At 72.8% G+C, this 23505-nt stretch carries 21 protein-coding genes and 1 pseudogene; 9 read left to right on the top strand and 13 right to left on the bottom strand.

The features are described 5' to 3' along the window. Window positions 1-38: 38 nt before the first annotated feature. The 5 genes from ABZV00_RS15990 to mca form a co-directional block, all read right to left on the bottom strand. Complete coding sequence (locus ABZV00_RS15990; RefSeq protein ID WP_328423653.1) at window positions 39-1214, bottom strand: 5-(carboxyamino)imidazole ribonucleotide synthase; 1176 nt, start codon at window positions 1212-1214, stop codon at window positions 39-41. A gap of 163 nt (window positions 1215-1377) precedes the next feature. Beyond that, the gene (locus ABZV00_RS15985; RefSeq protein WP_355606440.1) at window positions 1378-3414 is read right to left on the bottom strand and encodes a thioredoxin domain-containing protein; all 2037 of its coding nucleotides are present in this window, start codon (window positions 3412-3414) and stop codon (window positions 1378-1380) included. A 111-nt stretch (window positions 3415-3525) separates the two neighbouring features. After that, complete coding sequence (locus tag ABZV00_RS15980) at window positions 3526-6006, bottom strand: bifunctional diguanylate cyclase/phosphodiesterase (protein WP_355606790.1); 2481 nt, start codon at window positions 6004-6006, stop codon at window positions 3526-3528. A 230-nt stretch (window positions 6007-6236) separates the two neighbouring features. Next, window positions 6237-6530 carry a hypothetical protein gene (locus tag ABZV00_RS15975; protein ID WP_328423647.1) on the bottom strand — a complete coding sequence of 98 codons (294 nt, stop codon included), beginning with the start codon at window positions 6528-6530 and terminating at the stop codon, window positions 6237-6239. A 48-nt stretch (window positions 6531-6578) separates the two neighbouring features. Further along, window positions 6579-7460, bottom strand: a complete 882-nt coding sequence (gene mca / locus ABZV00_RS15970) for a mycothiol conjugate amidase Mca (protein ID WP_328423645.1) — start codon at window positions 7458-7460, stop codon at window positions 6579-6581. A 200-nt stretch (window positions 7461-7660) separates the two neighbouring features. Between mca and ABZV00_RS15965 the strand changes: the two genes are divergently transcribed. Together ABZV00_RS15965 and greA are read left to right on the top strand one after the other, a co-directional pair. After that, window positions 7661-8101 (top strand): DUF4307 domain-containing protein, encoded by a 441-nt coding sequence (locus tag ABZV00_RS15965; protein WP_355606436.1) that lies wholly within the window; start codon window positions 7661-7663, stop codon window positions 8099-8101. Between the two features lie 167 nt (window positions 8102-8268). Continuing rightward, window positions 8269-8766, top strand: a complete 498-nt coding sequence (gene greA / locus ABZV00_RS15960) for a transcription elongation factor GreA (protein ID WP_355606433.1) — start codon at window positions 8269-8271, stop codon at window positions 8764-8766. A 38-nt stretch (window positions 8767-8804) separates the two neighbouring features. Here the strand turns inward: greA and ilvA are convergent, their stop codons facing one another. The 4 genes from ilvA to ABZV00_RS15940 all read right to left on the bottom strand — a co-directional run bounded on the left by ilvA (window position 8805) and on the right by ABZV00_RS15940 (window position 13791). Beyond that, a complete protein-coding gene (ilvA, locus tag ABZV00_RS15955) occupies window positions 8805-10025 on the bottom strand; it encodes a threonine ammonia-lyase (protein ID WP_355606431.1) in 1221 nt (406 codons plus the stop codon). Between the two features lie 154 nt (window positions 10026-10179). Beyond that, complete coding sequence (locus ABZV00_RS15950; protein ID WP_355606427.1) at window positions 10180-11181, bottom strand: DUF4328 domain-containing protein; 1002 nt, start codon at window positions 11179-11181, stop codon at window positions 10180-10182. Between the two features lie 45 nt (window positions 11182-11226). Further along, window positions 11227-12636, bottom strand: a complete 1410-nt coding sequence (locus ABZV00_RS15945) for an amidase (protein ID WP_355606424.1) — start codon at window positions 12634-12636, stop codon at window positions 11227-11229. Between the two features lie 12 nt (window positions 12637-12648). Next, window positions 12649-13791, bottom strand: coding sequence for a cystathionine gamma-synthase (locus tag ABZV00_RS15940; RefSeq protein ID WP_355606422.1), 1143 nt, complete (start codon window positions 13789-13791; stop codon window positions 12649-12651). A 67-nt stretch (window positions 13792-13858) separates the two neighbouring features. On the opposite strand from ABZV00_RS15940, the gene ABZV00_RS15935 reads away from it, so the two are divergent. The 4 genes from ABZV00_RS15935 (at window position 13859) to ABZV00_RS15920 (ending at window position 16863) form a co-directional block, all read left to right on the top strand. Beyond that, window positions 13859-14293, top strand: a complete 435-nt coding sequence (locus ABZV00_RS15935) for an HIT family protein (protein ID WP_355606419.1) — start codon at window positions 13859-13861, stop codon at window positions 14291-14293. A 73-nt stretch (window positions 14294-14366) separates the two neighbouring features. Next, the gene (msrA, locus tag ABZV00_RS15930; RefSeq protein ID WP_328423629.1) at window positions 14367-15029 is read left to right on the top strand and encodes a peptide-methionine (S)-S-oxide reductase MsrA; all 663 of its coding nucleotides are present in this window, start codon (window positions 14367-14369) and stop codon (window positions 15027-15029) included. A 398-nt stretch (window positions 15030-15427) separates the two neighbouring features. Continuing rightward, window positions 15428-16357, top strand: a complete 930-nt coding sequence (locus tag ABZV00_RS15925) for a ribonuclease Z (RefSeq protein WP_355606416.1) — start codon at window positions 15428-15430, stop codon at window positions 16355-16357. Further along, a complete protein-coding gene (locus ABZV00_RS15920) occupies window positions 16354-16863 on the top strand; it encodes a GNAT family N-acetyltransferase (protein WP_355606414.1) in 510 nt (169 codons plus the stop codon). The genes ABZV00_RS15925 and ABZV00_RS15920 overlap by 4 nt, the downstream gene beginning before the upstream one ends. 153 nt (window positions 16864-17016) lie before the next feature. On the opposite strand, the gene ABZV00_RS15915 is transcribed toward ABZV00_RS15920, so the two are convergent. Further along, the gene (locus tag ABZV00_RS15915; protein ID WP_355606411.1) at window positions 17017-18387 is read right to left on the bottom strand and encodes a cystathionine beta-synthase; all 1371 of its coding nucleotides are present in this window, start codon (window positions 18385-18387) and stop codon (window positions 17017-17019) included. Window positions 18388-18459: 72 nt separating this feature from the next. Continuing rightward, on the bottom strand, window positions 18460-18816 hold the full coding sequence (locus ABZV00_RS15910) for a YkvA family protein (RefSeq protein ID WP_328423619.1): 357 nt from the start codon (window positions 18814-18816) through the stop codon (window positions 18460-18462). Between the two features lie 150 nt (window positions 18817-18966). Here ABZV00_RS15910 and ABZV00_RS15905 point away from each other — a divergent pair. The 3 genes and pseudogenes from ABZV00_RS15905 to ABZV00_RS15895 all read left to right on the top strand — a co-directional run. Next, a pseudogene (locus ABZV00_RS15905) lies at window positions 18967-20039 on the top strand (SGNH/GDSL hydrolase family protein); the annotation flags it as partial. Beyond that, window positions 20016-20828, top strand: coding sequence for an SGNH/GDSL hydrolase family protein (locus tag ABZV00_RS15900; protein WP_355606787.1), 813 nt, complete (start codon window positions 20016-20018; stop codon window positions 20826-20828). The pseudogene ABZV00_RS15905 and the gene ABZV00_RS15900, both read left to right, overlap by 24 nt. Before the next feature lie 78 nt (window positions 20829-20906). Further along, entirely contained in the window at window positions 20907-22169 is a 1263-nt protein-coding gene (locus tag ABZV00_RS15895; RefSeq protein ID WP_355606408.1) for an acetyl-CoA C-acetyltransferase, read from the top strand. Window positions 22170-22176: 7 nt separating this feature from the next. On the opposite strand, the gene ABZV00_RS15890 is transcribed toward ABZV00_RS15895, so the two are convergent. Both ABZV00_RS15890 and ABZV00_RS15885 read right to left on the bottom strand, forming a co-directional pair. Continuing rightward, window positions 22177-22497, bottom strand: coding sequence for a hypothetical protein (locus tag ABZV00_RS15890; protein ID WP_355606405.1), 321 nt, complete (start codon window positions 22495-22497; stop codon window positions 22177-22179). Between the two features lie 46 nt (window positions 22498-22543). Continuing rightward, entirely contained in the window at window positions 22544-23302 is a 759-nt protein-coding gene (locus tag ABZV00_RS15885) for a Bax inhibitor-1/YccA family protein (RefSeq protein WP_355606403.1), read from the bottom strand. Between the last annotated feature and the right edge of the window lie 203 nt (window positions 23303-23505).

Raw genomic sequence — 23505 nt, 5'->3', positions numbered from 1 at the left:
TGCGGTCCCCTCTTCGTTCGCGACTGCGGGACTCGGGCTCACTCGTGCCCCTCACGCAGCCAGCGGGCGGCCCGCGCGGCCCGCGCCCGTACGTCGTCCAGGTCGTCCCCGAGCACGGTGACATGCCCGATCTTGCGGCCGGGTCGTACCTGCTTGCCGTAGAGATGCACCTTGGCCCCCGGCTCGGCGGCGAAGAGGTGGTGCAGCCGCTCGTCGATCGACATCCCGCCCGGCTCGCCGCCGAGCACGTTCGCCATCACCACGACCGGCGCGGCCAACGCGGTGTCGCCCATCGGGTAGTCCAGCACCGCCCGCAGGTGCTGCTCGAACTGGGAGGTCCGAGCCCCCTCGATGGTCCAGTGCCCGGAGTTGTGCGGACGCATCGCCAGCTCGTTGACCACGATCGCCGGTCGGCCGGCCTCGTCGCGCACCTCGAAGAGTTCCACGGCGAGCAGGCCGACCACGCCGAGCGCGGTGGCCAGGTCGATGGCGAGCTGCTGGGCGGTGACCGCCAGCTCCTCGTCCAGGCCGGGTGCCGGGGCGAGCACCTCCACGTTGATGCCGTCCCGCTGCACCGTCTCGACCACCGGGTACGCGGCCACCTGGCCGAACGGCGAGCGGGCCACCTGCACGGCCAGCTCCCTGCGCAGCGGCACCCGCTCCTCGACGATCAACCGCGTGCCGCCGGCGAGCAGCGTCCGTGCCAGCTCGACGGCCTGGGTGGCATCGTCGACCAGCCAGACGCCCCGGCCGTCGTAGCCACCCCGGGCCGCCTTGAGCACCACCGGCCAACCGACCTGCTCACCGAAACCGACCAGGTCGGCTGGCTCGCCAACCGGCCGCCACACCGGGTTGGGCGCGCCCAGCTCGGTCAGGCGTTCCCGCATGACCTGCTTGTCCTGGGCGTGCAGCAGCGCGTCCGCCGGCGGGTACAGGGTGACGCCTTCCGCCGCCAGCGTGCGGATGTGCTCGGTGGGCACGTGCTCATGGTCGAAGGTGACCACGTCGCAGCCCTTGCCGAAGGTCCGCAGGGCGGCCAGGTCGGTGTGGTCGCCGTACTGGACGTCGGCGGCGACCAGCGCCGCGCCGTCGTCGGGGGCGGTCGCGAGCACACGCAGTGACTGGCCAAGGGCGATCGCGGCCTGGTGGGTCATCCGGGCCAGTTGGCCGCCGCCCACCATGCCGACAACGGGCAGACCGGTACGGGAATCCATAGCGCGGCCAGCCTATCCGGGCCGCCGACGCGGCCAACCGGAGGGCCGGCGCTCGTGCCCGACCCGTCCAGGCGCCGCCGGCCAGCGCCCGCCGTGGGGCGCGAGCGACCTCCCGGGCACTACTCCGGGCAACCATCGGGCCGCACCTGGGCGGCGGGGACGCTCAGCCGAGCTCGGCGACCAGATCCTCGACCGTGGTGACCGGGCGTTGGCAGACGAAGCCCCGACAGACGTACGCGGCGGACCGGCCGTCGACCAGCGGCCGGTCGGCGAGCAGCGGCACACCGGGCTGGTCCGGGCGCCCGGCCACCACCACCGCGCCGGGCGGGGCGTGCCGGTGGGCGGCGGCCACCAGCGGGTCGCCGATCGGGTCGTCGGTCGCCACGGCGATCTCGTACGGCCCGGAGAGCAGCGCCTCGCCGACCGTGGCCGCGTACCCGGTGAACCGGGCGTGCTGCCCGACGATCGGCGCGACCGTGCCGAGCGCCACCTCGGCGGCCTCCCGGTAACGCGTCTCCCCGGTCAGCGCCGCGTACGCCACCAGCCCGGCGATCAGCGCCGACCGGCCGGACGGGGTGGCGTTGTCGGTCGGGTCGGCCGGCCGGGTGACCAGGCGCTCCGCGTCGTCGGCGGTGTCGTAGAAGGCGCCGCCCGGCGCCGCGAAGTGCTCCAGCGCGGTGTCCAGCAGCCCGCCGGCCAGGGTGAGCCAGCGGCCCTCGCCGGTGAGCTGGTGCAGCGCACAGAACGCCTCGGCCACGCAGCCATAGTCCTCCAGCACGCCCGCCGGCTCACCGACCACACCGCCCCGGGAGACCCGGCGCAGCCGGCCGTCCACCAGGTGCACCGAGGCCAGGTGCTCGGCGGCGTCGCGCATCGCGCCGTCGGCGACGATGGTGACGCCCTCCATCAGGTTGGCATCCTCGTCCTGCGACGACGCGTACAGCGCGGCAACCTGCTGGAACTCGACGATGGCGGTGATCGCCAGGCCGTTCCAGGCCGCCACCACCTTGTCGTCGCGGGCCGGCTGGGGACGGGTGTCCCGGGCCGTGAGCAGTCGACCCACCACCTGCTGCCAGCGGACCCGGGTCTCGGGTGCGACGTCGTCGACGTCCCGGGCGAGCCGGAGCACGCTCATGCCGTGCTCGAAGGTGCCCTCCTCGGTCACGGCGAACAGGTCGGCGGCGAACCGCCCGTCGTCCTCGCCCAGCACCTCGACGAGTTGGGCCGGCGTCCAGGCGTAGGTGAGCCCCTCGACGCCCTCCGTGTCGGCGTCCAGCGCGGACGCGAACCCGTCCCCCGGCCGGTGCAGCTCGTCGGCGAGGAACCGGGCGGTGTCCCGGGCCACCCGACGGGCCAGCGGGTCGCCGGTCAGCCGCCAGAGCTGGGTGTAGAGCCGGAGCAGCAGGGCGTTGTCGTAGAGCATCTTCTCGAAGTGCGGCACCGTCCAGTGCCCGTCCACCGAGTACCGCGCGAAGCCCCCGGCGAGCTGGTCGTAGATGCCACCCCGGGCCATCGCCTCGGCGGTGTGGCGGACGATCTCCAGGCTGCGCGGGTCGCCCGTCCGCTGGTGCTGGCGCAGCAGGAAGAGCAGGTTCATGTGCGGTGGGAACTTCGGCGCGCCCCCGAAGCCGCCGTTCGTCGCGTCGTACTCGCCGGCCAGCTTGGCGGCCGCGGCGTCGAGCAGCGGGGCGTCCAGCGGCGCCGTGGGGCCGCCCACGGCCTGGGCGCCCCCGATCGCCTCGACCACCGCGGCGCCCTGACGCACCACCTCCTCGCGCTGGTCCCGCCAGGCGGCGGCGACCGACTGGAGCAGCCGGACGAAGTTGGCCCGCGGGAAGTAGGTGCCGCAGAAGAACGGGGTGCCGTCCGGGGTGGCGAAGACGGTCATCGGCCAGCCGCCCTGGCCGGTCATCGCCTGGGTGGCGGTCATGTAGACGGCGTCGACGTCCGGGCGCTCCTCACGGTCCACCTTGATCGACACGAAGTCGGCGTTCATCAGCGCGCCGACCTGCTCGTTCTCGAACGACTCGTGCGCCATCACATGGCACCAGTGACACGCGGCGTAACCGACCGAGATGAGTACCGGTACGTCCCGTCGCTTCGCCTCGGCGAACGCCTCGTCGCACCAGGGCCACCAGTCGACCGGGTTGTCGGCGTGCTGGAGCAGGTAGGGACTGGTGGCGCCGGCGAGTCGGTTCACCCGACGACCATAGCCAGCCCCGGCGCGGACCGCGCAGGCTCCGCCCGGATGGTCAGGCCGGCCGGTGTGGCCGCCCCGTCCGACACCGATCAGCGGGGGTCGCCCCGGCGGTCAGGAGGCGCCGTCGGCGCGGAGTCGGAAGACGTTCGACTCGGCCGAGTCGCGCAGCGACCCGAGCACCGCGCCGATCTTGTCGGCCGGCATCGGCTTGAAGAAGTGGTAGCCCTGCGCCGAGGTGCAGCCCAGCTCGGTCAGGGCGATCCGCTGCTCGGCGGTCTCCACCCCCTCTGCCACCACGCGCAGGCCAAGCTCGTGGGCGAGGCCCACAGTGGTCCGTACGATCGCCGCCGCCTCGGGCGAGTCGGCCATCCGGATCACGAACGAGCGGTCCACCTTCAACTCGTCCACCGCGATCCGGGTGAGGAACGTCAGCGAGGAGAAGCCGGTGCCGAAGTCGTCCACCGCGAGTTGCACACCCATCGACCGGAGCGTCGCCAGCACCTCGTCGATGACCTCCAGCTCGCTCATCACCACCGTCTCGGTGATCTCCAGGACCAGCCGATGCGGTGGGACCTGGTGCCGACGCAGCGCGTCGGCGATCTCCGCCGGCAGTCGGGGGTCGAGCAGGCTGCGCGCCGACAGGTTGACCGAGATCGGGACGTCCAGCCCCTCCAGGGCCCAGCCGGCGGCCACACCGAGCGCCTTGTCCAGCACGTACCGGGTGAATGCGCCGAGCTGCTCGCTGTTCTCCACGGGGCGGATGAAGTCGGCCGGGCTCAGCCAGCCACGCCGGGGGTGCCGCCACCGGATCAGCGCCTCCACCCCGGTGGGCGCGCCGGTGGCCAGGTCGACCGCCGGCTGCAACGCCAGCACCAGCTGGTCGTCGACCTCCAGCGCCTCCCGCAACTCGGCCAGCAGGGCGAGCTGATCGGTGCTGGCCGCGTCCCGGGCGCTGTCGTAGGCGGCGACGCTGCCGCCGCCCTCCTTGGCCTGGTACATCGCGATGTCGGCGCGGCGCAGCAGCTCGGTCAGGTCGGCGGTGCCGGCGTCGGCCACGACCACCCCGACGGAGACCTCGATCGACATGCGTACGCCGGCCACCTCGGTCGGCGCGGCGAGCCGCTCGGCGATCTCACGGGCCTGGCGCAGCGCGTGCGCCATCGGGGCGGCCCGGTCACCGAGCACCGGCACCGAGGTGAGCAGCAGCGCGAACTCGTCGCCGCCGAGCCGGCCGAGCAGGTCACCGGGGCGGGCCAACGCGCTGAGCCGGTTCGCGGTCAACCGCAGAAGCTGGTCACCGGCGGCGTGCCCGAGGGTGTCATTGACTTCCTTGAACTGGTTGATGTCCAACAGCAGCAGCGCCACCGGGTGATCGTGCGCGAGCTGCCGCAGCGACTGATCGCCCTTGCCGAGCATGGCGGCCCGGTTGGCCAGCCCGGTGAGTGGGTCGTGCACCGCCTCGTACGACGAGCGGGCGGTGACCAGCCGCAGCTCGCGGTGGGTCGCGGCGTCGTGCAGCGCAGCCGCGAGCGCGTCGCCGAACGCGGCCACCGCGTCGCGTTCCCGGGCGGCGGGCGGGGCGGAGCGGGGGAACCGGATCCGCAGCTGACCGACCGGCGCGGCACCCACCGTCAGTGGACGGATCAGCTCGTCCTCATCAGGCTCGGACGGGCGCGGCGGGTCAACCTCCCGGTCGACGAGCTGGCCACCGGCGTCACCCCGGTAGCGGCGCCACCGGCCGTCGGCCCGAGCCACGTCGACGTCCACCAGCTCGGCGTTGAACAGCGTCAGCGCGCCGGTCACCGCCGCGCTGGCCACGCCCCGCTCGTCGAGCTGGTTGAGGGCCGCGGTGGCCTCGGCGAAAGCTCGCCACGTCCGGCGTTCCTGGTCGGAACGCAACCGGTAGCGGTAGGTCTGCTGAAGCAGCCAGAGCAACGGCGGAAGCAGCAGCAGCCACCGTGGGTCGAGCTCCAGCAGCGCGACCACCACCAGGCCGACCGCCAGGTTGCCGACGAACATCAGCAGCTTGCCGCGCAGGGCGGCGAGCAGTGGTGGCCCGATCGGCACTCCGTGCCGCAGGCCCAGCGTCACCCCACCGAGCCAGGCGGTCACCAGGAGGTAGGTCACCGACCCTGCGATCACGGCCAGCGCCAGCCTCGGGGTGGGCGGGGCGAGCAGCGGCTGCCCCAGCGCGCTGGTCACGGACACGGCCAGTGCCGACGCGGCGGCCAGCGACGCGGCGATCCGGACGATCTCCAGCGGCGGACGGCGGTCGTTGTGCAGTGAGTGCACCGTCCAGGCCAGGCCGGCACCGAGGAGGGTGGCCGACGGCAGCCAGCCGGCGGGCGCCAGGTAGAGGCAGACGATCAGCGCCGCCTCACCCCAGGTGATGCTGACCATTCCGGCGGCCGAGCGGAACCGCAGCCGGGCGAACTGGGCGACAGCGAGGACGGCGACGGCGATGCCGAAGCGGGCCGGACCGCCGAGCGGGTCGTCGGCCGGCAGCCCATCCGGCAGGGTCAGCCCGACCCCGGCGGCGACCAGCGCGGTCAGCGTCACAGCGGCGGTGAGCACGAGCAGCCGAGCAGGCATGCCGCGCACCCCGAGCCGGTCGAACGGATCGCCGGCCGGGCCGGAGGTCATCGACCTCCCCCGTCAGCCGACCGACCGACGGTACGGCGGGCGGCCGGTGCTGTGACGGTCATCGGCGCCCCCTTCCGCACACGGCTCGGGGACTTTTGGTCCCCCCGGCGGAAGGCTAAGCCAAACCGGGTGGTCGCAACAGGGGTCGACCACCCGGTTCGGCGTGAATCATGCGCGGACTACCCGTTCCGGTGCTGCTGGTGCCCGTTGGGAGCGGGCGTGGATGAATCGTGCGCCGCGGTCTCGTCTGTCGGATCAGCGACTGCCGATTCGGCCCTGGTCGGGTCGGTCGGGTGCGCCTGCTGCGGGAACCGGTCGGGCAGCCGGCGCAGCCGGGCGTTCATGTTGCGGATCAGCAGGATGGTCGCGGTGGCCAGCAGCAGGATGAGGAAGAGGCCCATCGGCCCAGCCAGGCCACCCGTGCGGGTATCCCCGAAGTTGTTCTCCGCGAGCACCTCGGCAGCGGTCAGCATGGTGTTCCTCCGATGGGCGACTGGTTACCAGAGTAGCGCCGTACGGAATCAGCGCGCGTGCGCCGTCTCCCGCACGCCCGCGAAGAGATCGGACTCGGGCATCGGGCTGTCCACCACCGAACGGGCCAGCTCGTAGTCCTCGGTCGGCCAGGCGCGCTGCTGGAGCTCCATCGGCACGTGGAACCAGAAACCGTCCGGGTCGACCTGGGTGGCGTGGGCGCGCAGCGCGTCGGCGCGGACCGGGAAGTAGTCGGCGCACTCCACCCGGGTGGTGATCCGGGGGCCCTTGTCCGGCCGCTCCTCCCAGCGCTTGAGCCAGTCCTCGTAGGGCGACTCCAGGCCGGCGGCGAGCATGCCCTCGTGCAGAGCCATGATCTTGGCCTTGGAGAAGCCGATGTCGTAGTAGAGCTTCAGTGGCTGCCACGGGGTGCCCAGCTCCGGGTAGCGCTCCGGGTCGCCGGCGGCCTCGAAGGCGGCCACGCTCACCTTGTGGCACATGATGTGGTCGGGGTGCGGGTAGCCGCCCTCTTCGTCGTACGTGGTCACCACGTGTGGACGGAACTCGCGCATCAGCCGCACCAGCGGCCCGGCGGCCACCTCGACGTCCTGGAGGGCGAAGCAGCCCTCCGGCAGCGGAGGCAGCGGGTCGCCCTCGGGCAGCCCGGAGTCGACGAAGCCGAGCCAGGCCTGCTCGACGCCGAGGATCGCCCGGGCGGCGTCCATCTCCGCGCGCCGGATGTCGGCGATGTTGGCCCACACGTCGGGTCGGTCGAGCTTGGGGTTCAGCACACTGCCGCGCTCCCCGCCGGTGCACGTCACGACCAGGACATCCGCCCCCTCTGCGACGTACTTCGCCGTGGTCGCCGCACCCTTGCTCGACTCGTCGTCCGGGTGCGCGTGCACGGCCATGAGACGCAGTTGCTCTGCCAACTTCGGCGCTCCTCGTCTGTGCCGGACGGTGGACCCGACCGGGCTCGACCGGCTGACCTGCCGGGGATCCTCCTCACCCCGTCGCCGGTCGGCACCGCGGGGGGCTCGACCTGCCATTCCTGCCGCTAAGCCGGGCTGGGAGGATGGACCCTGCCATTCTTGCTGATGCCGCCGACAACAACGCCAGGAGATACCCGCCGGTGACCGAGACGCACGCCACAATTCCGCCGGGCGCGCCCGTTTTTCCGGCCGGTCGCTACGGCCGCCGCCGGGCGCCCGGGGGCGGCCGCCCCCGCAAGCTGCTGGCCGCGCTGGCGCTGGTGGTGCTGCTGGCAGCGCTGACCTTGATCTCGGTCCGGCTCTACCAGCAGTACGGCGACCCGGAGTACGACGGCCAGGTGATCACCTACACCGACATCACGGACAACCAGGTGGTGGTCAACTTCCGGGTGACCGTGCCGCCGGGCGGATCAGCGGTCTGCGTGCTGCGGGCGCGGGACCTTGCCGGCGCGGAGGTGGCCCGCGAGGAGGTCACGGTGACCGCCGAGCCCGGCGACCGGCACGTCACCACCCAGCACCGCCTGGCCACCTCCGCGAAGCCGTTCATCGGCGAGGTGCTGCGCTGCCGACCCCCGGCCTGACCTGCCAGAACGCCGTCTCGGCAGGCCACCTGAGGGGTTCCGGTGGACGCCTACCAGCGGTGTTGGACACGGACACCAACGGTCATCGCCGACACGCTGTGTCGTACCGCACTGGTAACTTGGTAGTTCACCTGTCAGCCAGCCACGCACAACTGAGGAGACCGCCTGTGTCTACTGGCAACGAGGCGCCCGCCACCTGGCTGTCCCAGGACGCGCACGACCGCCTCCAGGCCGAGCTCGACGAGCACATCGCCAACCGCCCGGCGATCGCCGCGGAGATCAACGCCCGGCGCGAGGAGGGCGACCTGCGGGAGAACGGCGGCTACCACGCCGCCCGCGAGGAGCAGGGCAAGGCCGAGGGACGCATCCGCTACCTGCAGGAGTTGCTGCGCACCGCCAAGGTCGGCGAGGCACCGACGACGGACGTGGTGTCACCCGGCATGGTCGTGACGATCTACTTCGACGACGACACCGCGGACACCGAGACCTTCCTGCTCGGCTCCCGGGAGATCTCGTCCACGACCGAACTGACCGTCTACAGCCCCGAGTCGGCGCTCGGCAAGGCGATCCTGGGCGGTCGGCCCGGGCAGACCTGCACCTACACGGCGCCGAGCGGCGCCGACATCAAGGTGACCGTGGTCAACTTCGAGCCGTTCTCCGGCTGACCGGCACACGACCCGCCGAGGCGTGGCACCCAGCGGTGTCACGCCTCGGCGGCGAAGACCACCTGGTAGCCGCTGGCCCGTAGCGCGCTGATCAGCGTGTCGGAGTGCTCCACCCCCCGGGTCTCCACCGACAGCGCCACCTCCACCTCGCCGAGGCTCAGGTGCGGGTTGGCCCGCTGGTGCTCCACATCCACCACGTTGGCCCGGTGCTCGGCGATCTGGCTGAGCAACGAGGCGAGCTGCCCGGGCCGGTCCGAGCAGCGCACCGTCACTCGCAGGTAGCGACCCGCGGCGGCCAGACCGTGCTCGATCACCCGCAGCAGGAGCAGCGGGTCGATGTTGCCGCCGGAGAGCACCGCGACCACCGGGGCCTCCACCTCCACCACACCAGCCAGCAGCGCGGCCACGCCGACCGCGCCGGCCGGCTCGACCACCTGCTTGCCCCGCTCCAACAGCATCAGCAGGGCGCGGGAGATGTCCTCCTCGGAGACCGTGACGATCTCGTCGACCAGCTTGCGGACGTGGTTGAAGGTGATCTCCCCGGGCCGGCCGACCGCGATGCCGTCCGCGATGGTGGAGAAGACGGGCAGCCGGACCGGTTCCCCGGCCACCAGTGAGGGCGGGAAGGCCGCCGCGCCGGCCGCCTGCACACCGATGATGCGAACGTCCGGCCGCAACGCCTTGGCTGCCACCGCCATGCCCGAGATCAGACCACCGCCGCCCACCCCGGTGATGATGGTCCGCACGTCCGGGCACTGTTCGAGGATCTCCAGCGCCACGGTGCCCTGGCCGGCGATCACGTCCGCGTGGTCGAACGGGTGGATCAGCACCGCCCCGGTGCGCTCGGCGTACGTGTGCGCGGCGACCAGCGACTCGTCGACGGTGTTGCCGGCCAGCTCGACCTGCGCGCCGTACCCCTTGGTGGCGGCCACCTTCGGCAGCGGCGCGTTGATCGGCATGAAGACCGTGGCGTGTGTGCCCACCAGGCCGGCGGCCAGCGCCACGCCCTGCGCGTGGTTGCCCGCGCTCGCCGCCACCACACCGCGCTCCCGCTCCGCCGCCGACAGCCGCGAAATCCGCACGTACGCGCCGCGCACCTTGTACGAGCCCGCCCGCTGCAGGTTCTCGCACTTCAGCCAGGTCGGCCCGCCAAGTGCCGCACTCAGCGGCCGGGAGGGCTCCAGCGGGGTGGTCCGGACAACGCCGGCGAGCAGTTCCCGCGCAGCCCGCACATCGTCGAGACCGACCAGTTCCGTCATGCCCCGATCGTGCCACCCGCGCCCGCCGCACCCTGCGGCGACACCGGGGTCGGCGGGGGCGCCGTCCCCGTGCACCGGGTTGATCCACTCGACATCCCCGATATCGCGGGATCAACCTCGCCCAAATAGCGCGATATCAGCGATCCGGAGTAGATCAACCCCGAGACTGCGCCTCCGGGCCCACCGGACTGGGCGAGACCTCCGGGCTCACCGTGGTCGGCGTGAGTGGGGCCGGCACCGGCGCACCCGAACCGGCCGGTGGCTCCACGCCCGGCGCAGAGGCCGACGGCATGGCGCCGCCAGCGGCATGCCCACCCGAGACCGACCCAGCCGGCCAACCCTGAGCAGCTGGCCAGACCGGGGCAGTCGGCCAGACCGGAGCGGTCGGCCAGACCGGCAGCGCGCGGGCGATGCGGGCCTCCTGCTCGGTGGAGATCCGCTGGATCAGCACGATCAGCGCGACCGCGGCGATCAGGCAGGCCACCCCGGGCACCGAGTACCGGAGCAGGGAGTCCCGGTAGTAATCGATGTGCGCCTGGTAACCGGCGTCGTTGAAGGGGGTCTCCGGCAGCTTGTCGTACGCCTGACTGTCGAGGCGGCTGACGACCCGCTCACCGATGCTGAACACCAGCCAGGCGGTCCACCACAGGAAAACCAGGGCCGGGGTGCGCCGCCGCCAGAGGCTGTCCCGGGCCACGTTGGCCACCACGCGGGCCGGCACCACGAAGCTCGCGAACGGCACCAGCCAGCCGGCGATCGCCCAGCCGGCCCCGAGCGTTGGCAGCGCGCCCGGGAACGCGTCGGTGTTCTTCCGCGCCCGCCAGGTCCAGATGATCACCAGTACGGCGGCGGCAAGGTACGCCACCGCCATGGGCAGCGCCGCCACCACGGTGACGATGAGCGCGCCGAGCAGCAGATCCGGGTCGCCGTCGGCCCGGGCCTGCCGGGCCATCGCCATCCCCAGCAGCGGGGAGAGCGCCACCGCCAGGAAGAGGACAGCGGTCGCACCGACCGCGATGGAGGCAGCCAGGCCGATCCCGCGTACCCGGTAGGTCGGTAACCCCGGAGTGACGGCGGGCTGGCCCGGCGGCGTGTGGCAACGCGGGCAGTCGTTGTGCTCGGGGGACCTGGGGTCCCCGCAGGTCTGGCAGCGCATTGGTGTCCCCCGGTCCGCGCGACGATGCGCGCACACCGTAGACGATCATGCAGCGGCCGGCGACCCCGTTCCGACCTGGGGGTAGCCGGGGGCGTGCCTCAACCACGGGGCGGCCATCTCGAACTGGCCTGCCACGCCGAGCAGCAGCAGCTCCGAGCCGGGCGGACCGACCAGCTGCACGGCGACCGGCAGCCCGTCCGGGCGGCGGCCCACCGGCACCACGATGGCCGGCAGACCGGCGATGTTCCACGGAGCCGCGAACGGGGCGTACCGGATGTTGGCCGACATGTTCGCCCGCCAGGACCGGTCGGACCAGCGCGCGGCCTCCGGCGGCGCGCTGGCCAGCGCCGGGGTGAGCAGCAGGTCGACCGAGTGGTCGGTGAAGAAGTCGATCGACCGCTCCCGCCAGGCGGCCCGGTCGGCCTCCCGGACGTAGCCGCGGCGCTGGGCCCACTCGCCCAGCGCGACGTGCCGCCGGCTGCGCCGCTGCAGGTCGCGCCGGTTCAGCCCAGCGGCCCGGACGTCGGCTGCGGCGGCGGCGAACCAGGTGGCGATGCCCTGCAGGCCGAGCGCGGTGGGGTAGACCGGATCGGCCGGCATGGTGTCGTGCCCGGCGGCGGCGAGCAGTCGGCCGGCGGCGGCGACCGCGTCCCGGTTGGGCGCGTCCGGCGAGACACCGCGCACCGGGGAGCGCAGCGAGACGCCCACCCGGAGCCGCTGCGGCGGGACCAGCTTCTCCGGCCGTCGACCGGCGAGCACCGAGAAGCCGACCGCCGCGTCCGCGACCGTGCTGGTCAGCATGCCGTGCTCGGTCAGACCGAACCAGTCGTCCGCCCCGAGCTGGCACGGGACCACGCCCCGGCCGGGCTTGAGCCCGACCAGGCCGCAGCAGGCCGCCGGGATCCGGATCGAGCCGAGGCCGTCGTTGCCATGCGCGATCGGCACCAGCCCGGCGGCCACCGCGGCAGCCGCGCCGCCGGAGGAGCCGCCGGGGGTACGCGCGCTGTCCCACGGGTTGCGGGTCACCGCGCTGTCGTCGTCGGTGAGCGCCCACAGCCCCAGTTCGGGCATCCGGGTCACCCCGAGGATCACCGCGCCGGCGCCGCGCAGCCGTCGGACCACCTCGTGATCGGCCTCCGCGACGCTGGTGCGCACCGCTGCCGACCCGTTCCAGGTCGGCAGGCCGGCGACCGGAGTGTTCTCCTTGACCGCCACCGGCACCCCGGCCAGCGGCAGGTTGGCCAGGTCCTCCTGCTCGTCGACCTTCTCCGCCTCGGTGATCGCCTCGCCGCCGCGCACGGCGCGGAACGCGCCCAGCTCGCCGTCGGCCCGCGCGATGTATTCGAGGTGGTCGGCGACGACCTGAGTGGCCGAGACATCGCCTCGGCGTACGCCCCGGGCGATCTGCTTGGCGGTCGCCCCGACCCAGGTCGCCATGATGTCCTGCACGGCCATCCTCCCCAGCGGTCAGCCCAGTGCCTGCTCCAAATCGGCGAGCAGGTCGTCGACCGTCTCGATGCCGACAGACAGTCGCACGAGATCCCCGGGAACTTCAAGCGGCGAGCCGGCAGCACTTGCGTGTGTCATCCGGCCGGGGTGCTCGATCAGGGATTCCACCCCGCCCAGCGACTCGGCGAGAACGAAGAGCTTGGCCCGGTTGCAGATCTCCACAGCGTGGTCCTCGCCGCCGGCCGCGCGGAAGGAGATCATGCCGCCGAACCGACGCATCTGCTTGGCGGCCACCTCGTGGCCGGGGTGCGAGGGCAGCCCGGGGTAGATCACCTCGGCCACCTTGGCGTGCCCGTCCAGGTACGCGGCGAGCCGCTCGGCGTTGTCGCAGTGCCGGTCCATCCGTACCCCGAGGGTCTTGATGCCGCGCAGGGTGAGCCAGGCGTCAAACGGGCCGTTGATCGCGCCCATCGCGTTCTGGTGGTAACGCAACTCCTCGCCGAGCGCGGCGTCGGCGACGACGAGCGCGCCACCCACCACGTCGGAGTGCCCACCGATGTACTTCGTGGTGGAGTGCACCACCACGTCCGCGCCGTGCGCGATCGGCTGCTGCAGGTACGGCGAGGCGAAGGTGTTGTCGACCACCAGCAACGCGCCCGCGTCGTGCGCGACGCCGGCCAGGGCGGCGATGTCGGCGATGCCGAGCAGCGGATTGGTCGGCGTCTCCACCCAGACGATCTTCGTCCGGCCGGGCTGCACGGCGGCCCGGATCGCGGCCGGGTCGGAGACCTTGGCCGGGGTGAACTCCAGGCCCCAACGCTGGGCGACCCGGGCGAAGAGCCGGTAGGTGCCGCCGTACGCGTCGTCCGGGATGACCACGTGGTCGCCCGGCTGGCAGACAGCCCGCAGCAGGGTGTCCTCGGCTGCCAGGCCGCTGGCGAAGGCGAGCCCGACCGGCCCGCCCTCCAGCGCGGCCAGGCATTCCTGGAGCGCGTCGCGGGTCGGGTTGCCGGAACGGCTGTACTCGTATCCGAGCCGGGGCGCGCCGACGGCGTCCTGGGCGTAGGTGCTGGTCTGGTAGATCGGTGGGATCACCGCGCCGGTGCGGGCCTCAGGGTCCTGACCGGCGTGGATGGCGAGCGTCTCGAAGCCGTGGTTCATTCTGGTGAGGCTAGTGCCCCGCCCCGCGGGCCGTGGCGGAGCCGGGCAGTCGGCATAGCCTGAGCCGATGAACGGGTGCGTGTTCTGCGGGATCGTGGCCGGCGAGGTGCCCGCGTTCCGGGTGGCCGACGAGCCGGACGGGGTGGCTTTCCTGGACACCCGCCCGGTCTTCGCGGGGCACGTGCTGGTGGTGCCCCGCGTCCATCTGGTGACCCTGGCCCAACTGCCGGCCGATCTGCTGCCGGGCTACTTCGCGCTCGTTCAGCGGCTGGCGGTGGCGGTGGAGACCGGTCTGGGAGCCGGTGGGACGTTCGTGGCGATGAACAACAAGGTGTCCCAATCCGTGGCGCACCTGCACACCCACGTGGTGCCCCGGACCAAGGGGGACGGGCTGCGCGGGTTCTTCTGGCCGCGTACCCGCTACCCGAGTGACCAGGACGCCCGGGACATCGCAGTACGGGTGGCCTACGCGCTGCCGCCCCCGCCCCGACCGGCGGCCTGACTGCCGGCCAGGCGGGTAAGGAACAAGGGCCCGCCGGCGTTGCATGCGGCAGAGGTACGAGAGGAGTTCCACCGTGTTCCTTCGCCAGTCCAAGGCTGAGCTGCCCACTCCCGACCAGGCCCTGCCGGGCCGCCCCATCGCGATGCCGGTCGCCGACCGACACGAGGTGCTGGGCACCCCGTTGAAGGGCCCGTTCCCGGAGGGCCTCCAGGTCGCCGTCTTCGGTATGGGCTGTTTCTGGGGCGCCGAGCGGCTGTTCTGGACCCTGCCCGGGGTCTTCACCACCTCCGCCGGCTACGCGGGTGGCAGCACCCGGAACCCGACGTACGAGGAGACGTGCTCCGGCCGGACCGGGCACGCCGAGGTCGTCCAGGTGGTCTACGACCCGAGCAAGATCACTTATGAGGACCTGCTGAAGGTGTTCTGGGAGAACCACGACCCGACCCAGGGCATGCGCCAGGGCAACGACGTGGGCACCCAGTACCGGTCGGCCATCTACACCACCACCGACGAGCAGCGGGCCATCGCTGAGTCGTCCCGGGACGCGTTCCAGCCGATCGTGACGCGGGCCGGCAAGGGTGAGATCACCACCGAGATCGCCCCGCTCGGCAGCTACTACTTCGCCGAGGACTATCACCAGCAGTATCTGGCCCCGACGAAGAACCCGAACGGGTACTGCAACCACGGGCCGAACGGGCTGAGCTGCCCGGTCGGCGTGGCCCGTACCGCGGGCTGACCACCGCCCACCCTGCACGACCTCGATGCCCGGCCGCCGAAAAAGGCGGCCGGGCATTCCCGTCTGACCGTGTGATCGAAATCCGTTGCCGAGCCCAGCGGGGACTCGATAGCGTGGCGGTACACGTGAAGGGAGGTGGTCCAGACTTGTATAGCAATCGGACTCGTGAGGTGGCTGTCCGCTAGCCGCTGTCCTCGACAGTGATCGGTCCGCCGCGAGGCGGGCACAAGCAACAACGTCGAGACCGTGTGGCAGCGGTGCGGCGAATCCACGACAGCCACCCGACCCCCGGGGCGCCGGCCCAGTCCAGCCGGCCCGCGCACGAGCGCGGAAAACCCCGGGGGTCGCTCCATCTGCCGGCGAGGCCGGGCCGGTCAGCTCAGCCGGAGGAGATCACCGTGTCGATGCGCGAGCTGGTGGTGCTCGGGACGGCCAGCCAGGCCCCGACACGGCGGCGCAACCACAACGGGTACGTGCTGCGCTGGGACGACGAGGTGATCCTCTTCGACCCGGGCGAGGGCAGCCAGCGGCAACTCCTGCACACCACGGTCACCGCCACCGACCTGACCCGGATCTGCGTCACCCATTTCCACGGCGACCACTGCCTCGGCCTGCCCGGCACCATCCAGCGGCTCTCCCTGGACCGGGTGGCGCACCCGGTCGCCGTGCACTTTCCGGCCGGCGGCGCCGAATACTTCGCCCGGCTGCGGCACGCCACCTCCTTCTACGAGACCGCCGAGCTGCGGGTCGAGCCCATCGAGGCCGACGGGCAGCGGATCACCCTACGCTGCGGCACGCTGGAGGCCCGCCGGCTGCAGCACCCCATCGAGACGTACGGCTACCGGCTGATCGAGCCGGACGGCTGCCGGATGCTGCCGGAGAAGCTGGCCGCGTACGGCATCACCGGGCCGGCCGTCGGCGAGCTGATCCGGGTCGGGCACCTAGACCTCGACGGTCGCCGCGTCACCCGGGACGAGGTGAGCGTGCCCCGGCCGGGGCAGCGGTTCGCCTTCGTGATGGACACCGGCCTCTGCGACGGGGTGTACGCCCTCGCCGAGCACGCCGACCTGCTGGTCATCGAGTCGACCTTCCTGGAGTCGGAGGCCACGCTCGCCGCCGAGGTCGGTCACCTGACCGCGGCACAGGCCGCCCGGGTGGCGAGCGAGTCCGGGGTACGCCGGCTGGTGCTCACCCACTTCTCCCAGCGGTACGGCGACCCGCGCCGGTTCCACGACGAGGCCCGCGCACACTTCGACGGTGAGCTGATCATCGCCGAGGACCTGACCACGGTGCAGCTCCCGCCGCGCCGGGTAGCCTCGGCCGGGTGACCGTCACGCTCCGCCCCGCCACCGGTGACGACCTGAAGGGGGTGGGTGCCCTGCACCAGCGTTCCCGGGTCGCCGCGTACTCCTCGTTCCTTCCGGCCGGGGCACTGGCCGACCCGACGCAGGAGGCGATGGGCCGCTACTGGACCGAACGGTGGAGCTGGGAGCGGGACACCCACCGGCTGACCGTGGCGGAACGCGCGGGGAGGCTGGTCGGGTTCAGCTACCTGGGCCCGGACGACGAGGACGACCCGGCGACCGGGCTGCTGAACGCCATCCACCTGGACCCGGCCGAGCAGGGCCGGGGGGTCGGCCGCGCACTGATGGTGGACGCGCTGGACGCCATGCGGGCCCGGGGCTGGCGGCGAGCGGTGCTCTGGGTGCTCCGGGACAACGCCCACGCCCGTACCTTCTACCAGCGCGGCGGTTGGACCCCCACAGGCACGGAACGCGACGAGTACATAGGCGCCGCCCCCACCCCCCAACTCCGCTACAGCCGCCCCCTCTAGTCCCTCCCCCCACCCCCTCATTCCGTCGATCATGGAGTCGTGGTGGACGACTTAGCCACTTATGCCGGCTCTGCGCGGCACCACAACTCCATGATCGACGGGGTGGGGGTGGGGGTGGGGTGGGGGTGGGGCGTTGACAAGACGCCCTCGGGGTTAGTGGGCTCCTAGGTGGGCTAGGAGGTCCTGGCGGGTTAGGACGCCCTTGGGCTTGCCGTCGACGAGGACCAGCGCGGCGTCGGACTTCTCCAGCAGGCCGACGGCCTCGCTGACCGGCTGGCCGCCACCGATCATCGGCAGCGGGTCGCCCATGTGCCGCTCGATGGTGTCGTGTAGGTGGGCCTGACCGGTGAACAGCGCGTCGAGCAGGTCCCGCTCGGCGATGGAGCCGGCCACCTCGCCGGTCACCACCGGCGGCTCGGCCTTGAGCACCGGCAACTGCGAGACGCCGTACTCACGCATGTAGTCGATCGCGTCCCGGACCGTCTCGGTCGGGTGCACGTGCACCAGCTCGGGCAGCCCGCCCGGCTTGCCGGACAGCGCGTCGGCCACCGTCGGCTCGGTGCCGGAGTTGTCGAGGAACCCGTACCGGGCCATCCACGAGTCGTTGAAGATCTTCGAGAGGTAGCCCCGACCGCCGTCCGGCAGCAGCACGGCCACCACGTCGTCCGGGCCGGCCCTGCGCGCCACCTCCAGCGCGGCGACCACCGCCATCCCGCAGGAGCCGCCGACCAGCAGCCCCTCCTCGCGGGCCAGCCGCCGGGTCATCTCGAAGGACGCCTTGTCGGAGACCTCGACGATCTCGTCGGCGATGCCCCGGTCGTAGGTCTCCGGCCAGAAGTCCTCGCCGACGCCCTCCACCAGGTACGGCCGGCCGGTGCCGCCGGAGTAGACCGAGCCCTCCGGGTCGGCCCCGACGACCCGCACCCGCCCCTCGGAGGCCTCCTTGAGGTACCGGCCGATGCCGGAGATGGTGCCGCCGGTGCCGACGCCCGCCACGAAGTGGGTGAGCCCACCTTCGGTCTGCTTCCACAGCTCTGGGCCGGTCGTCTCGTAGTGCGAGCGCGGGTTGGCCGGGTTGCTGTACTGGTTGGGCTTCCAGGCGCCGGGGATCTCCCGGGTCAGCCGGTCGGAGACGTTGTAGTACGAGCGCGGGTCCTCCGGGGCCACCGCGGTCGGGCAGACCACCACCTCGGCGCCGTACGCCCGGAGCACGTCCTGCTTGTCCTGGCTGACCTTGTCGGGGCAGACGAAGACGCAGTGGTAGCCCTTGAGCTGGGCCACCAGGGCCAGCCCGACGCCGGTGTTGCCGCTGGTCGGCTCGACGATGGTGCCGCCGGGCTTGAGCAGGCCGGCGGCCTCGGCGTCCTCCACCATCCGCAGCGCGATCCGGTCCTTCACCGAACCGCCCGGGTTGACGTACTCGACCTTGGCGAGCACGGTGGCCTGGATGCCCTCGGTGACGTTACGCAGACGTACCAGCGGGGTGTTGCCGATCATGTCGACGACGTTGTCGTAGTACTGCACGGTGTGCCCTTCGTTGCGGCGCCGGCAACGGCGGCCGGGCAGACGTTTCCTCGCCGCCCAGGGTACGTGGCGTCAGGGCACCACCCCTCCGGGGATGACCGAGTCGCGACGCGCCTCCCACTCCAGGAAGCGGTCGGTCTCGGCGAGCACGCTGCCGGCCAACCAGGTGATCATGACCGCGTCGTCGGCCAGCCCGAAGATCGCCAGTGGGATCTCCGGGAGCAGATCGATCGGCGAGACGATGTACGCCGTCGCCGCCGTCATCAGGGCCAGCCGGAGGCCTCCGTCGTACTGCCCCCGGGTGGTGGCCCTGATCATCCGGGGCAGCGCCGCCAACCGGGCGCCCAGCGAGGGCCCACCCCGTGCCCCGGCCGCCAGCGCTCGGGCCAGGGCCGTGAATGCCGCGCTGCGCTTCAGTGTCTTCCCCATCGTCGCGCTCCTCTCCGCCGGATCAGCGTGGCGGGTCGGCGCAAGTCGGCCGGCCTCCCCCGGTCAGGTACCCCGTCGCGTCGATTTCCAGGCACCCGCGAGCCGTCACGACGACAGCGCCGTGTCGGACCGGCGCGATAATCTCGCGGTATGGGGGTGGCTGGTTCCGTCGTACCCGTTGGTCCGCGCTGGCGGCAGGCCCGGCGGGTCGCCCGCCTGGCGGCCATCGGCACGGGCGCCACCGCGGCGGCCGTGGTCGCGACCGGCGGGGTGCTGCTCGGGCAGGCCCGCCAGGCGCGGCGCACCATCCCGATGGCCGAGGCGCCGCCGCCGCGCTGCGACGGGGTGTACGGCGCCAAGTTCCCCGGCCCCGCGCTCACCATGGTCGTGCTCGGCGACTCGTCGGCCGCCGGCTACGGGGTGCACCGCCGCCGGGAGACGCCCGGCGCCCTGCTCGCCACCGGCCTGTGCCGCCGGCTGCAACGGCCGGTGCGGCTGCACCGTTACGCGGTGGTCGGAGCCATCTCGTCGGCGCTCCGGCACCAGGTGGAGGCCGCGCTGGAGTGCCAGCCCGACATCGCGGTGATCCTCATCGGCGGCAACGACATCACCAACCGCACCCCGCGCGGGCTGGCCGTGCGCTACCTGATCGAAGCGGTCCACACGCTGCGCGACGCCGGCTGCGAGGTGGTCGTCGGCACCTGCCCCGACCTGGGCGCGATCCGCCCGATCCAGCCCCCGCTGCGGTGGCTGGCGCACCGGTGGAGCCGGCAGCTCGCCGCCGCCCAGACGGTGGCCGTCGTCGAGGCCGGCGGCTGGACGGTCTCCCTCGGTGACCTGCTCGGCCCCCGCTTCGCCGCCGAACCGACGCGGATGTTCGCCTGGGACCGGTTCCATCCCTCCGCCGAGGGGTACGCGGTGGCCGCCGCCGCGCTGCTGCCGACGATGATCTCCGCGCTCGGCGCGGGGCAGGAACGACGGGTCGCACCGGTGCCGGGCGAGGGCGTACGGTCGCTGCCGGAGGCCGCGCAGGAGGCGGCCCGGCACGCCGGCACGGAGGTCAGCGGCACGCAGGTCCGGGGCCGCGACCGAGGGCCGGCCGGTCGGTGGGCGCAACTGCGCCGCCGGGCGTTCTTCGGTGTCGGTGCGGTGCCGCAGCGCGGGTCCGCCACGGACACTTCGACAGTGGAGGGACTGGCATGAACGAGCGCAGCGAGCGGGGCGTGACCGCCGGTTTCCCGGGCCGACTGGGTCGGGCGGCGGCGCTCTCGCTGCTCGCCGGCACCGTGGGCGGCGCCGCCGTCCTGGCCGGCGAGGCGTTCGTCGCCCGGCACCGGCGCTACGCCCAACCGGAGCTGGGGCTGGCCCTGCGGGCCACGATCGGCCGGGCCGGCGCGCCGCCCCTACGGCTGGTGCTGCTCGGCGACTCGTCGGCGCTGGGCGTGGGCGTCGACCGTCTCGACGACACCATCGGCGGGCAGATGGCCAACCTGCTGGCCGAAGGGCCAGCCGGCCGGCGGGTGCACCTGTCCAGCGTCGGCGTCTCCGGGTCCCGCTCGACGGACCTGTCCACCCAGGTGGCGCGGGCCCTGCTCGGCGAGCGGCCCGACGTGGCGCTGATCCTGATCGGCGCGAACGACGCCACCGGGCTGCGCCGGCCCACCGACGCGGCGGCGTATCTCGGCGCGGCCGTGCACCGGTTGCGCGAGGCGCGGGTCGAGGTGGTGGTGGGCACCTGCCCCGACCTCGGCGCCGTACGGGCCATCGCACCTCCGCTGCGCCAACTGGTCGGCTGGTCCGGGCGGCGGGTGGCCCACGCCCAGACCACGGCCGTGCTGGACGCCGGCGGCACGGTGGTCGACCTGGCCACCGAGACCGGGCCGGTCTTCCGGGCCGACGCAGGGACGCTCTGCCACGACGGCTTCCACCCCTCCGCCGACGGCTACCGGGTGTGGGCGCACGCCCTGCTGCCCGCCGTCGCAGCAGCGGCGGCGGTCGCCTCCCGGCGCTAGACCGGCCCGGTCCGGGGTGACATTTCCCGCCGGGCGGCCTTCTTCCGCGCCAAGTTACCGGCGGGTTAACGTGGTTCCATGCCGATTGAGTCGTCCCGCGACGCCGTCATCGTCGCCACCGCCCGCTCCCCCATCGGCCGGGCGCACAAGGGGTCCCTGCGCGACGTCCGCTCCGACGACCTCGCCGCGACCATCGTCCAGGCCGCCCTGGACAAGATCCCCCAGCTCGACCCGACCACGATCGACGACCTCTACCTCGGGTGCGGCCTGCCCGGCGGCGAGCAGGGCTTCAACATGGGACGGGTGGTGGCCACCCTGCTCGGGCTGGACACCGTGCCCGGCGCCACGCTGACCCGCTACTGCGCCTCCTCGTTGCAGACCACCCGGATGGCCATGCACGCGATCCGCGCCGGCGAGGGCGACGTGTTCATCTCCGCCGGCGTGGAGATGGTCTCCCGCTACGCCCGGGGCAGCTCCGACGGGCTGCCCCCCGAGGCGCAGGCGCTGGTCGGCGGCGGCTGGGAGAACCCGCGCTTCGCGGCCGCCGGTGAGCGCTCGAAGAGCCGCGCCCAGGGCGGCGCCGACGTGTGGACCGACCCCCGCGAGTCCGGCGAGCTGCCGGACATCTACCTGACCATGGGGCAGACCGCGGAGAACCTGGCCCAGGTGTACGACGTCACCCGCGCCGACATGGACGAGTTCGGCGTCCGCAGCCAGAACCTGGCCGAGAAGGCCATCGCCGACGGCTTCTGGGCCCGGGAGATCACCCCTGTCACCACGCCGGACGGCACCGTGGTGAGCACCGACGACGGCCCGCGTGCCGGCGTGACCCTCGATGCCGTCGCCGGCCTGAAGCCGGTGTTCCGCCCGGACGGCCGGATCACCGCCGGCAACTGCTGCCCGCTCAACGACGGCGCCGCCGCCGTCGTGGTGATGAGCGCCCAGCGAGCCGAGGAGCTCGGGCTGACCCCGCTGGCCCGGATCGTCTCCACCGGCGTGACCGCACTCTCGCCGGAGATCATGGGTCTCGGGCCGGTCGAGGCGTCCCGGCAGGCGCTCCGGCGGGCCGGCATGACCATCGACGACGTCGACCTGGTCGAGATCAACGAGGCGTTCGCCGCGCAGGTCATCCCCTCCTACCGGCAGCTGGGCATCCCGGAGGAGAAGCTGAACGTGATGGGCGGCGCCATCGCGGTCGGCCACCCGTTCGGCATGACCGGCGCCCGGATCACCGGCACCCTGCTCAACGCGCTGGAGTGGCACGACAAGACCATCGGTCTGGAGACCATGTGCGTCGGCGGCGGCCAGGGCATGGCCATGGTGCTGGAGCGGCTCAACTGAGCCGACGTCAGAGCGCGCTGCGGGTCGCCGTCACCTCGGCGGCGGCCCGGGCCAGCGCCTCGGCACCCGGCCCGGCGACGATCAGATCCGCCGCCACCACCCGCAACTGATCCGGCAGGGCCAGGTCGTTGTCCAGCCGAGGCACCACCCGGCGGGGCTCACCCTCGGCGTCGGCGGTCAGGTTGGCGATCTCCTGCACGAGTCGGTGCACCAGGTCGGCGCGAGGCACGTTGCCGGTGGTCGCGACCGCCGCCCAACGGGGCTGCTGCCAGTGCCCGATCTGACGGACCAGCGACTGCACGGCCTGATCCAACTCCGCTGCGCTCATCGCCACCGAGTCTACGGCCGGCACCGGCCGCGTCTCTCCGGGCCGGTCAGCGACGCAGGTAGCTGAGCAACCGCAGCAACTGCCAGTAGAGGAAAACCAACCCGGTGATCAGGCCGAACGCGCTCAACCACGCGTACCGGCGGGGTCGACCGTCGCGCACCGAGCGCTCGACGAGGTCGAAGTCGAGGATGAAGCTGAACGCGCCGGCGATGATGGCCACCACCGAGAAGGCGTACGCCAGCCAGCCGACCTCCCCGCTGGCGCTGTAGGTCGCCAACCCCGGGCGCCCGGAGATCAGGTACGACACCAGGTTGACCACGCTGAGCACGGCGATGCCGAGCAGTGTGCCGATCACCAGGCGGGCCAGCCGGGGCGTCGCCCGGATCACCCGGGCCCGGTAGAGCGCCGCCATGCCGAGGAAGACGCCGAAGGTGCCGGCCACCGCCTGCGCCACGATGCCCGGATAGATCAGCTCGAAGGCGCGGCTGGCCACCCCCAGCAGCAGCCCCTGGAGCACGGCGTAGGCGACGATCGGTACCGGGTTGGTGATCCCGCGCAGCGAGATGACCAGGACCAGCACGATCGAGGCGAGGGCGCTGCCGGCCAGCGCGGCGGGCAGCCAGGCCGCCTCCGGCACCACCGCCCAGGACACCGCCGCAGCCACGACGGTGACGAGCAGCAACCCGACCGTGCGGACCACCACGTCGTCGACGGTCATCGCCTCGACGTCGCGGGTGCCGAGCACCCGGGCCTCCACCCGGCCGGTCTCGTCCAGCCGGTTGAGCACCGGGTTGTTGCTGCGCACCGCCGCCTCCTCTGCCCGCGTACCGTTCCTGAACAGTGGTCAGAAGTGACTATGAAGATCAAACTGACACTGCGTCCATCCCGAACGGTCTTGGATGGTCTGGTCCCCCGCGTTCGCTCCCGCGGTCGGCGGCACGGATCGTGTCCGTGGTCCGGTCTGAGGAGGGCGGGTTCCCTCACGTCCCCGTCCACCGGGTCGGGCCT

This window comes from Micromonospora sp. NPDC005173 (assembly GCF_040608515.1).
Classification (GTDB): domain Bacteria; phylum Actinomycetota; class Actinomycetes; order Mycobacteriales; family Micromonosporaceae; genus Micromonospora.
Note: the sequence above shows the minus strand (reverse complement) of the source record. Positions and strands in the feature narration are given on the sequence as shown.